Below are 13,598 nucleotides of genomic sequence, written 5' to 3'. Positions count from 1 at the left end.
ATTTCTGTCGCGACGCTTGAACCTATCTGGTCTAATTAAGGGAGTTTCATTGGTTCGGTGATGACATCCTCGTCATCGACACTGATTTCTTCTTCCTCGTCATCTACCGGGACATCGAACATTGGATTTGCTGCAAGCTCGTCATAGTCGACGAGTTTGTTTGCTTTATCTTCGGAGTCGGCTTTTCCAACAAGACCTAGTCCTGGGTCGTCGAGAACTTCTGGAACTTCATCGTCCGTCTCGCCTTCGGTGGTCGGTTCGATGTTGTCTGCAAGTGCATCGAGCGCCTTCTGTGTTTCCTCGGTCTTGATGGTGCCGCCGTCGGTAGTGAACATTTCGTTAGCTTCGTTACGAGCTTGCTCGTGTTCTTCGGCTACGTTGTTCGATTGTTCTTCGGAGTCGGCCTTACCTACGATCGGATGTTCTTCGGTAGGCTGCGGTTCTTCTTGCGGCTTCTCTTCGATTGGCGGAGCCGTACGAACTTGCTTCATGATTACGGAGGCGTTGGTCAAGATACCGCCGAGCGCAGCGACCAAGTGCGAACAAAGTGCTGGCTTTCTTACTTTAGGTGCAATATCTTCACCGTGGTCGTCGTGATCGTTGTCGGCGTGGTGGTCTGAAGACATGCTGTCGTACTTGTGCTTCATCATGTACTTCATGCCGTTCCAGTTGAAGTCTGGGCACGAACAGAAGCAACGCACGTCAGCGTTCTTCAAGACATTCACGCGGTCAGCGAGCCTCGTCGTAGTCTGGGCCAGTGTGAACAAGTTTGTATCTTTGGGTATCACGTCGATAAAGCAATGACGCATGACACCGGGTTCGCTACGAGAAGGAACCTGGAATTCGATAACGGCATTGCCATCTGGTGCGCGTGATACACCGACGAACTGTCTTGTCAACTTCTTACCTTGTTCGAATCGCTTCTTGTCAGTCTTCTTCGCAAAGAAGGCTGCGTTCGATTCGATTAGGGCCTTTCCAGTTGAAAGGCAGTTCAAGAGTACATTCTTATCCATACATTAACCAGCTTCGAATACGGAGTCGATCTTGTCCTTGTCCATGAAGTATGCATCCTTGTTCTTACCTTCGATCGACTTGATACATACCTTTCCGTTTACGACAGTGTCGTCGCAGACGCGGAGACGTTCCTTGGTCGGCTTGGTGCGCGGCATGAGGAGATAGAACGGCGGAACGCCATTCGTTTCCGCGAGGTAGCGCTGGAGAATCATGTCGTTCACGTTGCGGTTTCCGGTCTTGATTTCTTCTTCGGAATTTTCGCCGAGCTTTTCGTAGATGGCGTTGCGTTCACGATCGGTCATGTAGCGAGCATAGTTGTGCAGACCAGTTGGGCCACTCGGAACCAATATGGTGTAGAACTGCTTGACGTAGGCCGCCGGGAGTTCGACTGGCTTGCCGTGTACATGCTGTTCATTCTCGTCCTTGCTCTGGCCGAGAACATTTTCGGAGAACCAGCCTTCGAACAACGGATCGTATTCGAGGAAGTCGAGAGATTCGTTCTTCGGATTGGCGACTGCGTTCAACGGCTGAACGGTAATCGTGTCGGCTTCGGATTTTCCAACGAGCTGTTCGCTTTCTACCTTCAACGGACGACGGAGCATCGGAATACCCTTTGCTGATGCGGCTTCCTTGATGAGCTTGTACATTTCGGAACGCTTAACGCCCTTGGTGGTCTTGGTGAGGGAGAAGCTGAAGATGAAGTTCTTGATCAATGCCTTGCCAGCTGGCGAACCGTCGATACGGTTCATGAGAGCCTTGAGAAGCTTCTTGAGGCGCGGCTTGTCGGTCTCACCAACGATTTCCTTGATCAAGGTGCTGTTGAAGTTGATTGCTGGATAGCCGAAGTCCATAGTGACCACTTGGTCACCAAGTTCGATAGGCGGCTGGTTGAAACCTTCTGGTACGACGATACGGCCAGCAGACTTTCCGTTGCGGTCTTTGATACCAGCGATTTGCTCGTCGTTGACTTGGCGTGTCAGTTCGATCTCGTCCTTGCCCTTGGCATTGTAAGCCTTCACGAGCGTCGGAATGACCTTATTCTGGATCATCGCCTTGTTGGTTCCCTTGTTGCACTTTTCGTCGATGTACTGCTTCCACTTGGCGGCGTTAGTGCCTCTGCCTTCGACAATCTTTAGAGTGTATTCGGCGAGCTTTTCAGCATCCTCGTCGCTGTTACGGAAGCGGAGCTTGTATTCCTTGGCCATTACTGGATAGATCTTGGCCAACTTGTCAAGTGCGGTTTCATTGGCAGCATCTTCTTCGTCTGGTGTTGCGAGGTCGGCATCTTCGCCTTGTTCGTCCGTTTCGTCTTCTGGTGTATCGACTGGTTCTTCTTCGCTGGCGGATTCCTCTGGAATCTCCTCGTCTTGCTGTTCATACGACGGAGTTGGAAATTTATCGCGAGCGTATAACGCGGTTTCCAATTCTTTGTCTGGAATTACTATTTCCTTGACTTCGGTAATTGGAGCATTGCTGTTCCAGCCTCTCCATGCCTTACCGTCCCACACTTGCATGTGGAATGGTTCCCCAGGTTTCAATGCGTCGAAGTCGATATCGACGTAGAACCCGGCTGCTTTAGCAAGTGAGGACGAACCCTCGGCTGCCGTGATGATAGCTTGTTTGGGATCTTTGAATCGGTTGTAAATTCTTAATACCTTCTGGCCATCGCTATATGTAATCTGGATACCGTCGGTATCGCCCTCATCATTGCCTTCTTCTGGGGTCGTAGATTCGGTCGGCGTTCCTTCCGTGGTGATTCCCAAGACTTTGGCAGAAAACTCTGCTGGATTGGCGACGAACGCATCTCGACTGTTCGGATCGTTCTTCAGCGTGTCCATGATTTTTTGTAAAGCTTCGGTTTTCTGATCATCCGGAACTTTCTGATTGATCAAAGTCTTGGCCTTGTCGTATGCCAATTCGAGGTCGCTATCAACCATTGATTCAAGCTTAATAGTCTTTTCTGCCATTTATGCACCCAAGTAGGTAACTGTTTCATAGTTTATAAAAAAATCCGCCGAAAAAAAGCGGATTTTTGATGTTTCACGTGAAACAATGGTTAGATATCGGCGTATAGTGTGTTAGCTGTATCGGTTTCCATAGCAAGGCATCCGCGCTTGCCTTGGAAGACCGTCTTAACCATTGTGCATTTCTTTCGGCCAAGAATGAGATTCATTAGGGAACCTAATAGGCTTCCGCTACGAATATGGCATTTGCTGAACTTCGCTTGCTTCGGCACGAGGATGTAGAATGGAGGAACGCCTCTGTTTTCTGTAATCTCTTCGGCGAACTCTTCTTCCGACATTCCCTGGGCGTACTTCAAGTACATGCGCTTCGATGTGCTGCTGTAGTCGATGACGTCGTAGAATGATGTAAGGAAGTCACGCGGTACATTGATGAATCCTTCAAACTCTGGATCGACGCTGTAATACTTGATAGGAATTACGGTGACGTTTTCGCCAGAGTCGGAATTTATCAAGTCCGACCCATCAATCTTTAGATATTTCGGCGTACACTTAATTCCGACGTCGGTTGCGATTTGGCGGAGCAACGTCAGCGGAGATGAATAGATCGCCTTCCAGACGCCGCCATAGCGCTTTGCGGCATCCTTGAACATCTTCTTCAGATTGTGGTTCTTTAATTCCTCGTCATCTTTCTTGGACTTGATGACACTAAGCATTGCTTCGCTGCTGAAATTGAGGAACGGATAGCCGAAGTCGGTAATGACCGGAGTGTTCCAAATGGCAGCATTTTTCTTCAGTCCGAAACCAGACGGCATGACAAGGGACGCTCCAACACGAGTACGACCCTTGGACTGGGATACCACGCCAGACTGGAAGTCGAGCGTGTCCTTCTTCTTTCCGGAGACGGGTTCCTTGTAGCCAAGTCGCTTATTTGCCGTAGCCAACATGGCTTCGACGCATCTAGTTCTTGTCTTTGATGCATTGCCTGACAGTACAGCGTATTCACGAGGATACGCATTCGGATTGCCAAACACGACGTCGGCATAACGCTTTGCTTCTTCGGCTTGTTCAGACGAGATCGAGAGGTTGTCGATTTCATCGTACAGATCGCTGAACTCGTCTCTCGGATTTCCAGTCTCTGGAATTTCTGGAGTTTCGTCTTCTGGTTCTTCGACATCTTGTGTCGGTTCAACCGTAGGTGTCGTGCGAACTGGACGCACTGGAGTATGTACGACCGTCTGTCGAACTGGTTGTTCTGGAATTTCAGCTAGCTCGGCGGATTGTTCGGCTGGCTTGATGGTAGCTGCGTCGGTTGGTTTCTGCGGTTCCGGGTTGACTTTGTCTGCTAGTTCAGCTCTAGCTTCATCCGTTTCTTGTTCTGAAGGCTGAGCTGGCATGCTAATTGTGGCTGACTGTTGCTGTTGCTGTTGCTGTTGCTGTTGCTGTTGCTGCTGTTCTGGGTTTTCAGCAGCGGCGACTTGTTCGGCGGCTTGTTCGGCTGGTTCACCCGACGGCAGTTCTACCGCTGTCTCGTCTGGAATCGAGCCAGGCTCTGCTTGCTTATCTTTCGGAGTATCGATATTCAGTTGGTTGTCCAGCGCTGCAGCAAGTTGGGCGAATCGTTCTTGGTCGATCGTCTCTGCTGGCTTCTGTTGGCTGGCGGGTGCAACTGGTTTAGCTGGAGCCACCGCTGCTTGCGGTTTGACTTGGGTAGTGACCTTTTGTGCAGCAGCTTGCTTCTGGGCTGCCTTGTCGGCTTCCTTCTTAGCTTTTAGTGCTGCGGCTTCTGCAGCCTTACGTTCGTGTTCGGCCTTTTTCGCCGCTTCCTTGTCGGCCTTGGCTTTAGCCTCGGCTTCTTTTTTAGCTAAACGATCTGCTTCCTTCTGGGCCTTTTCGGCTTCCTTCAGTTTCTGTTGCTCTGCCTTCTTGGCTGCCTTTGCTTCTTTCTCGGCGGCCTTGGCGGCTGCACGTTCTTGCTTTGCTTTTTCCTCTTGTTCCTTCTTGGCTTGACGCTCGGCTTGGACTGCCGCCTTTTGCGCAGCCTTTTCTTCGTCGGTTTTAGGAAATACGACTTCGTCATCGTCTTCGACGGTTTGGATATTTGCGTGGTTGCCGCTGTTATCTGCTGGTAATTCATCTAATCCGGAAAGTTCTAGAACATTGTTCATCACGGCTGGCGAGTTGCTTTCCGCCGTTTGCGCTGGTTCGGCCTTTTCTTCCGGGTCGTTGTGCGCTAGGCGTCGCAGAGCTTCTTGATTGGGGTCGGTTCCAGTAAGCGTATCATCGATCGGATTCTTACGGTCGTCCTTGAGAGGCGGCTTGTTACCGATACTGACCCACTTGATGATAGCGTCTTGTCCAGCATTTGTGTCGAGTATGTTGTTTAACTGATTCAGCTGCGAATCATTTGCGCTTCGAATCGCCTTCCAGATATCGACTGGATTCTCGTTTGGACATGCTACGCAAGCGTTGTACAAAGGCTTGATGTACTTATCGGCGTTCTGCATGTACTTGCTGTCTTCCTTGAAGTCGCCTTCATTTTCGAACGCATCGGTAATGCGCTTTGCGGCATCGATTGCTTGGGTGTTGCTGTCGGATACTCCGAAGATGTCTCCGAAGTCGTCCAGCTCTTCTATATAGTCCATAAATTTTGTAACGAGAGATGCTGCCATAATGCTAAATCCAACGATTATTCGTAGTTTATATAAATATGGCTTGGTGACTGATGATAAACTGATATCGACAAGATTTAAGGCTGATTGTATGTCGGATAAAGAAATTTTGCTTGAAGCGATAGGCATTGACCCGGTTCAGATCCAGACGAATATCATGAGTGCGTACGAAGAGCTGAATATTCTTCGTGGTGATAAGGAAAGTGGAACTCGATATGCCATATCCTACTCGAACATATCGCAACGTCCATCGGCTCAAGCCGTGTTGATGTCGGTCGCAAAGCATGTGACCTCTTGGAATACCAGCATCCGTGCATACGATCGACCAGATACCCAGCTCCGTGTCGTGTACTTGGCTGCTAGTGTCATCCCGGCATTGGCAAAGTATCTGTACAATCTTTCTCAGCAGACAAAGGATAAGCAGACGATTGCCGTGTTCTCGACATTGGCAAAAAGCCATCACGGCATCAATACGAACGCAAGCTATGCGAACATCGCCGACATCGCCTATTCTTCTTGGCTGTCCGCCATCGAACTCGGTGTCGCGTCTCGTTTTCAGACTCCAGTCGAAGAAGACTATCATGCCGAAGCGGTATTCGAAAAACTGACCGACGGTATGGGCTACAAGATCAACGACATTCACAAAGTCGTTAAAGAAATGGTTGACGGCGTACAGTTGAATAACAGCGTGACTGATGACCAGATGAATTCCGCCGCTCGCTGGATCTTTTTGAACGACTCCTTGGTCAACGATATATTTGGTGCCAACAAGGTCGATCAGCCGTGGTACAACAAGAATGACAGCTTGGCCAATCTTTTGTTCAAGTACACGAAGTATTCTTTGAGCAACACTGACAGCGCGAAGGTTAATAAAGCCGAAGATAAGACCATGGCTATCAATCCAGATACTCATGTCGTTAAGGACGTGAATACGATTGGCCAGAATACCGAGCAGATGAATATGCTTAACGAAAACACGAAGTTCACTTGTATGTGCTACTTCAAGGTGTATTCGATCGATGGTTTGCGCGCTTACAAATTTACTGACCCAATTGGCCACATCATGTACAAGTTGATGCAAGGCTTGATGGCTCGTATTGGTTATTCGACTCCGCGTATTTATGATGAAGCTAGTGCGACTCATTTCGCCGATCAAGTCAAGACTATTTTTGCCGAAGCGGCTACGAAGTCGACGTCCGAGGCGCTTGATATTCGTGCGTCGTTAATTGAAGAATTGGTTGGGTTCAGAGATGAACTTCCAAAGGACGCTGAACAGTTTGGTCGTGTGTTTCTCAAATTGAGCGGTCGTAATGCTGACGAGGATTCTCGTTCGCAGTTGGATGAAGCGATTCGAAAGATTCGTACTGATATCTTGTATGTCGGTAAGGCTAGCGTGTCTGGTACAACGCCAGAAGACGAAGATATTAGCGCGACGAACTTGTCTGCACCAGTATTTACTTTCGGCGACCGTGACCCGACTGACCGTAACGCACAAGACGACTTGAACCAAGCTGGCAAGATTACCAGAGGATGTTTCAGCTATTCTGACGGCTCGCTTCATATCGCATATAACAAGAACCTTATGTCGAAGCTGGATGCTGCCAGCAAGAAGCCGAAGGGTGAGGAAAATACAAGTTCTGTAATTCAAGATGTGTTGGTCGACAATTCATTGGTTATCGACGATATTCCAGAAAACAAGATTCGCGAGCTCGGCGAACATTACGTCAGCTCTATCTTGATGCCAGCGAAGGTTTCTCATTCCGATGCTTGGATTATGCTTTACGGTATTGTTCCGTTTACGAAGTATAGTCAAGGCGATTTGGAAGACTCTATTGACGTGTCTCCGTTGACTCGTGAAACGAACCGTGTCATTTCTGACTCCAATATCTTGCAAGATACTCGTGTCGATATGGATGCTCGCAAGGCCGACATCATGTCTAGCGAATACTTTGTCAAGGGTCTTGCCAAGTGCGAGTTCCTTGACCCAATGGAAGCGAGCGAACCTGACAAGCGTGTGGAATTTATTCAAAAGATTAAGGCTACGGTTGACCCGGCGATCAACGATAGTTTGACCAAGATTCGTGCGGTTTGTGATTATTACACACAAGCTGTAAAGGCTTATGCTAATGCCGTTGGTGACAATGACGACTTCAATGGCGTGGTGAAATCCGTATATAGGGTGACGCCGTCTCTCGATGCACTTATTGCTGGTAAACAGAACACCGTCGATAAGATCGTGATGGCGTTTGCAAAGTCGAAGTACCCAGAACAAGTTGGTCAGCATGACGCTGTGTTGAATGCCTTGGTTGGTATTCAGATGGCGTATAACGCAATCAACACTTGTAATCAGTACTACCGTGGTAATAGTTATGTTTGCCTTTCTGGCTTGATGAGCTACGTGTCCAATATCAACAAGGCTATGATTGCCTTGCAAGGTACTGAACTTGCCCCTAAGATTCAATCGGAATATCTACCAAGCAATTACGATGAAATGTCCGACCAGGTGATTGCTCTTTATCGCTCGGTGATGAACTCGAAATCGAATGTTGCCGAGGCGAAGGCTCATGCTGATGATATTGAGATGTTGATGAACGATGCGCTCACAGTTGACATGAATTCTGTCGCTAGTCTGTCGAGCGAAATTAACCAGCAATTCACCGACATGTATGCTGAGATCAAGAATCCGAATATTGAACTTCTTCACCGGGCGTTGAGTAAGGTTCCGGAATATATTGAAAAATATTCCGTAACGAACCAGATGCTTATCGCTGTGAAGAACGCAATCGCTAGCGCTATGGAAGGCGACCGTTCCGAAAATATCGAAAAGCTGAATGGCTGCTCGATCAGTCAGTTCGTGCTTCCAGTGAAGGTATTCCGCATGGCCACGACGATTGCTGGTGTGACCAATGCGTCTGATAAGGATATCAAGGCGGATATGTCCGATCTTCAGCAGAGTTCCATCTTTGCGTTTGGTCAAGGTGGCGAAGCTGCTATGGACGAACTTACTCCGTTCCATCCGAGCAATATCGGTAATGCGCGTATGAAGTTGAGCCGTCGTAATGATGACAATGCTATCGACGCGGCATCAATCTATCAAGACACGCCAGCCGAAGGTGACTACCTCGAAAAGATTTTGGATGCGGTATCTTCGTACGAAGAATCCGGTGAAGTCTACGAGGCGGCTAAGGCTGAAATTGACGATGTCATCGAGTTCGCGAAGGAAATTCCTCACGATGTCGAGCCGTCTGACCCAGACAAGTACAAGCGCATTCGTCAGTGGATCGACATCATGGCGACTGATCCAGACAGCTCTCGCCAGAGTATCGCCTATGCTATCCAGTGCGCCAAGAAGATGAAGTCCGCCGAGGAAGTCAATAATGAAAAGGGTCAGCTCCTCGATAATTATTGCCAGCAATATCCGTCATTTACTGGAATAATTACGGCTTTGCGTGAATTCAAGATTACGTCCGACGATCTGCGCCGTGCGATGAAGTATCTCGATGCGGCTGCTGCCCAGCGTGACAGCATGGCTAAGTTCAAGTCGTACAGCGCGGCAAATGTCGAAGATTACGGTAGCCGTCGTATGTTCGCTTATACGGCATCTGACGAATCTACCATCGCACAGATCATGTGTGTACTGGGTACGTACATCGCGGCTCCAAGCGACGATACTCTCGATGACTTGATCGATAGTATGAGCCAGATCGATAACGTAATCAACAAGTACAGCAAGAACAAACTTTCCTTGAAGGTCTCTTCGAAGGTTATGAAGACCTTGACTGACCTTCGTGACCGTCGTCCGAATTCTGATGATTTGGACGAAGTTCGTGGCTATGAAGCCGATGTGTCTGCTACTATCGTCGGTATGATCAACCAGCTTGGCGGTTTCATCTTGTCTCGTAATCATGACGAGCTAGATGCAAATACGCTGCAGAATATGAAGTCGATTGCTCGTCCGACCGACCAGTCGCCGGAATATGGAAAGGCTATCGACTCGTTCGCTCGTTCTCAGATGCGTTCAGTTCCGCAAGGATATACGTCTGAACAGATCAAGAAGGTTGGTGGCGACGACGAGTCTGCTGCCCGTATGTCGTACAAGGATTTGGTCGCCAAGGATATGCACGAAAATCCGCAACTGGCAAAGTTTGCTTATGCTTTGGGAAATGCGTTCCATGCGTATGACCGCACTCTGAAGGATGCTCGTGTGTCGACGCTTGATGACCGTGCTTTCCATGGCGTGTTTGATTCCTTGAAGGGCGTTGAATTGTTTAAGGGTCAAGGCACTAGCGACTTGCAACGTGAAATCGTCAGTGCGATTATTGACGACGAACGTGTAAACGACAAGAACTATCCGACTGTGGAAGCTGTTGTGAATGCGGCCATGACTGGCGGCAAGTTCAATAGCTATTCCCAGATGTATAGCGCAGAGGTCAAGTCCAGTGCAAATATCTTGAATGACCAGAAGACCGCAACGATTGCTTTCGATGCCGAAGGAAACCGTACCGATCCAGAAAATGCCGTTCCGCTTGACCGTCAGACGATTACTGTTTTGGCAACGAAGGTTGTCGAACCGACGAACGATGACGCTCGTAAGGAAGAGGACTTGCGCGTTAATCGTACTGGGCCGTTCGAGGATATTCCAGACTTGGTACACAGCGTCCGTATGTGCATCTTCGAAAAGCTGTATCGTGCATTCGGTAAGGTGAAGATGTCTGGCGACATCGAATACCAGCCGAAATATCAGAGCCGCGCTAACGATTTGCTGGATGCTGCGATGCGTTCCATGTACAACTTGTGCGATGGAATGGATACGCCGATTGCCGACATTATCCTTCTGAGCACGTCGTTCGGACAGAAGCTTGGTCGTATGAATGTCATGAAGCATGTCAAGCAGCAGCTTGATACTGATGACGACCTCGACCTCGAATATGCTGGTATGGTGTCCAACGAACCGAACGCATATCCGCAGATGGTGAGCGACGAAGCATCTGATATCGACGCCGAATGGATCCGCAATGTCACTGAACTGCTTGGCATGATTCCAGATAATATGAGCGTCAGCGATGTCCTTGCCGCCGTGGAAATGTACAACGGTAGCGATTACACTCGTCAGCAGATGTCTCGTGACGATGACCGTCTCGAAGTTCTCCGTATTATCGACCAGATCCAGAAAGTAGATACCGCCACTGGTATTCCGGTTGGCTTCTGGGGTAACGATAGCGGCGCTCGTAAGAAGAAGATCAAGAACATCTTTAACGCGCTCTGCTCGTTCAAGAAGACTCCAGATATGGACTGGGATGATTGTGCTGCAAAGCTCCGCGAGAAATTCATGGAGAACCTTGAGAATGGCGGCAATCAGTTGGCCATCAATAACAATGCGACGTCCGATGAAGCTCGCCGCCGTATTGGGCACCTTCGTATCAATCCGTACTATGCGGCAAATATCAGAAGTCGATCTCCAGAATACAATAACATGGTGCAGCTGCTTGTTGACAACGACATCGTGTCCAAGAAGGGCCGTATCGTCAAGCTGAAGTATCCTGGCATGACTTTCGATATCAAGACCTTCGACTACATTGTGAACGTGGCTTTGGACAATGCGGACAAGCTAGATATGTCGGACGATCCTATTGCTTTGTTCACGACGACACTCATGCTGTTTACTAACGGTATGCGTATCAAGGCGTACTTGAATATGCGTGACAAGGCTTCGATCGTTATGGCGAACCATAAGGATATGGTTATCCATGCCGAGAGCGCTATGCAGTCCAGCGAAGCCGTAAAGCCGGAGAGCTACGATGAAATGATCAAGACTTCTCTTGGCTGGATTACTCCAGAAGCGTATGCTGTTCTGTGTGCTATGGCTGCTGCTAGGGCTTACAAGAACGGCGGAGCTAATGCTGGTGACCTTGACAAGCGTATCGAAGGTGAATTTACTGGCGCGTTCAATGAGTTGACTGCTGGCGGTAATGTCACTGATAATCTTGATGCAATGGATCGTCAGCCAACGCAGCCAGCCGCACCGAAGCCAGAGAATCCTGATGAGGAAGTTCTGGTTCCGTCTGAAGATGCTAACGCTGCTCCAGAGGAAGCGCAACCAGCGGCTGATACTCCGACTCCGCCTAAGAAGGAAACGCCAAAACGTAATCCGCCTAAGAAGGAAACTCCGACGGCGGAAAAGCGGACGGTCAAGCATATTGGCTCGAACAAGACTCCTCCGGTTCGCTCTAATAACTATACCACCTCTACGTATGGTATCGAGGACGAAGACGGTGAGGTACAAGAAATCGAAGTCAATCAAACGTAAAAAGAAAGGCGGCTTAAAGCCGCCTTTTCTGTTAATGGGTTTTGCGCCAATTTATGTAGTCATGCCCAGTATAATTTCGGAACGCGGTTAGCGATGCCTCGCAAGTTGCCGCCAGTGCCGAAATCTGCTCGTCTGTCGCTGGAACCATGTCAAGTGCGGATGTACCGTCGCATGAATGGTAGAGCATACCGAATCCGTTCTTTGCGCTTTCGAACATCTTCTGGATTTCGCCGATGGTGTCGTTCGACGGATTGGCTTGTTTGTAAGATTCGATGATTGCGTTGATCTGTGTCGCTTCCACCGATTCAGTGGCTCCACCAGCTCCGCCGTCGCCGCCGTCTCCGCCAGTCAATGCGACTACTGGGGCGACCGATCCACCGCCGCCACCGCCCATAGCGATAACGCCGCAGTAACCACCGCTATGCGTAGTAGTCGGCGCTGGTAATTCTGGGCCGTCGCCTAGTGTCGGCTGGAATGATGCGGTTTCGTTCGGACGGTCACCTGGGTTGCTTCCGAATGCGTAGCCGGGAAAGCCAACTTTCGGATGCTTGGCCTTGGTAGTGTCGATAGATTTCCGCCTTTTCTTGGTGGCGGCTTCCATAAGAATTCTGAATCCGTCCATTTGTGGTCTCGATGCAATTTTAATGTAGTTTATCAGTTGATTAGCGCATTTAGGTCGAAAATGAGTGTATATGACATATTGCAAGTGAAGCCAGACGCTACTGACGATGAAATCAAGCAGAAGTACAAGGAGCTTGCTCGCCAGTATCACCCAGACAAGAATAACGGTGACGACTCGAAGATGATCGAGCTTAACGAAGCTTACCATCTTATTGATACTCCAGAGAAACGCAAGGAATATGATTCCAAGAATGCGTTTGTTGCTGACTTCAATATGTTGTCTTCAGTATTTGGCCGTCCTACCGTAGCCGAGAATTTCCACAAAGCGCCTACGGTTGATCCGAGGATGAAGAACGGAACCGACGTGAAGCTCCGTGTAAAGATTCCGGTCGATGTGTTCCTCGGCGGTGTCGATGCCATGCCGATCAAGTTCAACCGCATGGCCGAATGTCTTGAATGCGACGGAACTGGTGGCGGTGTCGAACACCTTTGCGGAAAGTGCGGCGGCTATGGCTATGTCGTTATCGCTGGCCAGAAAATCAAGTGCGACAAGTGCAACGGCGAAAAGAAGCTCAAGGCTAACAAGTGCGAAGTCTGTAACGGAACTGGTGTCGTCAAGAAGTCCGTATCCAAGATCATCCGCTATGTACCGGGTGCATTAAAGATGCGAGTCCCTTATGCTGGAAACAGTGGACTTCACGGCGGTACGAACGGTAACTTGATGATTTCGTTCAGCGTTACCCCAGTGAACGGTATAAACTATGATCCTGCAATCAAGGCCGTTCCAGTCACCGTCAATGTCTATCCAGAAGATATCGTACTTGGCGTGACGAAGGTAGTGACGATTGGAAACTGGTCGACCTACTTGACGCTGGAACCGAAGGACTTCGACAATCTTCCGGTGAGGAAGAGTATCGGTAAGGTAGAGTTGTCCGTTTCCGTCACGGTTGACCGTTCTCCAGACGATGTGCGTAGAGCGCAAGAATGGCGAAATTCAAGAATAAATGATGTAATTTGATACAT

General features: G+C 49.1%; 6 protein-coding genes. 2 read left to right on the top strand and 4 right to left on the bottom strand.

All coding sequences use genetic code 11. The features are described 5' to 3' along the window. Window positions 1-35 precede the first annotated feature (35 nt). The 3 genes from ACJMM9_RS09125 to ACJMM9_RS09115 form a co-directional block, all read right to left on the bottom strand. Window positions 36-1,013, bottom strand: coding sequence for an SWIM zinc finger family protein (locus ACJMM9_RS09125; protein ID WP_405325975.1), 978 nt, complete (start codon window positions 1,011-1,013; stop codon window positions 36-38). 3 nt (window positions 1,014-1,016) lie between these two features. Next, complete coding sequence (locus tag ACJMM9_RS09120) at window positions 1,017-2,981, bottom strand: hypothetical protein (protein WP_405325973.1); 1,965 nt, start codon at window positions 2,979-2,981, stop codon at window positions 1,017-1,019. A gap of 89 nt (window positions 2,982-3,070) precedes the next feature. After that, window positions 3,071-5,647, bottom strand: coding sequence for a P83/100 family protein (locus tag ACJMM9_RS09115; RefSeq protein ID WP_405325971.1), 2,577 nt, complete (start codon window positions 5,645-5,647; stop codon window positions 3,071-3,073). Between the two features lie 91 nt (window positions 5,648-5,738). Here ACJMM9_RS09115 and ACJMM9_RS09110 point away from each other — a divergent pair, with 91 nt between their 5' ends. Continuing rightward, window positions 5,739-11,954: a hypothetical protein gene (locus ACJMM9_RS09110; RefSeq protein ID WP_405325969.1), complete on the top strand. Its 6,216-nt coding sequence runs from the start codon at window positions 5,739-5,741 to the stop codon at window positions 11,952-11,954. Between the two features lie 31 nt (window positions 11,955-11,985). On the opposite strand, the gene ACJMM9_RS09105 is transcribed toward ACJMM9_RS09110, so the two are convergent. After that, window positions 11,986-12,576, bottom strand: coding sequence for a hypothetical protein (locus tag ACJMM9_RS09105; protein ID WP_405325967.1), 591 nt, complete (start codon window positions 12,574-12,576; stop codon window positions 11,986-11,988). Between the two features lie 60 nt (window positions 12,577-12,636). Between ACJMM9_RS09105 and ACJMM9_RS09100 the strand changes: the two genes are divergently transcribed. Further along, on the top strand, window positions 12,637-13,593 hold the full coding sequence (locus ACJMM9_RS09100; RefSeq protein ID WP_405325965.1) for a DnaJ domain-containing protein: 957 nt from the start codon (window positions 12,637-12,639) through the stop codon (window positions 13,591-13,593). The last annotated feature ends 5 nt before the right edge of the window (window positions 13,594-13,598 follow it).

The sequence above is a fragment of the Fibrobacter sp. genome, assembly GCF_045112255.1.
In the GTDB taxonomy this organism is placed as follows: domain Bacteria; phylum Fibrobacterota; class Fibrobacteria; order Fibrobacterales; family Fibrobacteraceae; genus Fibrobacter.
Note: the sequence above shows the minus strand (reverse complement) of the source record. Positions and strands in the feature narration are given on the sequence as shown.

Bases quoted from the DNA above. Each gene is read 5' to 3' on its own strand.
- ACJMM9_RS09125 (WP_405325975.1), bottom strand. From the start codon at position 1,013: ATGGATAAGAATGTACTCTTGAACTGCCTTTCAACTGGAAAGGCCCTA.
- ACJMM9_RS09120 (WP_405325973.1), bottom strand. From the start codon at position 2,981: ATGGCAGAAAAGACTATTAAGCTTGAATCAATGGTTGATAGCGACCTC.
- ACJMM9_RS09115 (WP_405325971.1), bottom strand. From the start codon at position 5,647: ATGGCAGCATCTCTCGTTACAAAATTTATGGACTATATAGAAGAGCTG.
- ACJMM9_RS09110 (WP_405325969.1), top strand. From the start codon at position 5,739: ATGTCGGATAAAGAAATTTTGCTTGAAGCGATAGGCATTGACCCGGTT.
- ACJMM9_RS09105 (WP_405325967.1), bottom strand. From the start codon at position 12,576: ATGGACGGATTCAGAATTCTTATGGAAGCCGCCACCAAGAAAAGGCGG.
- ACJMM9_RS09100 (WP_405325965.1), top strand. From the start codon at position 12,637: ATGAGTGTATATGACATATTGCAAGTGAAGCCAGACGCTACTGACGAT.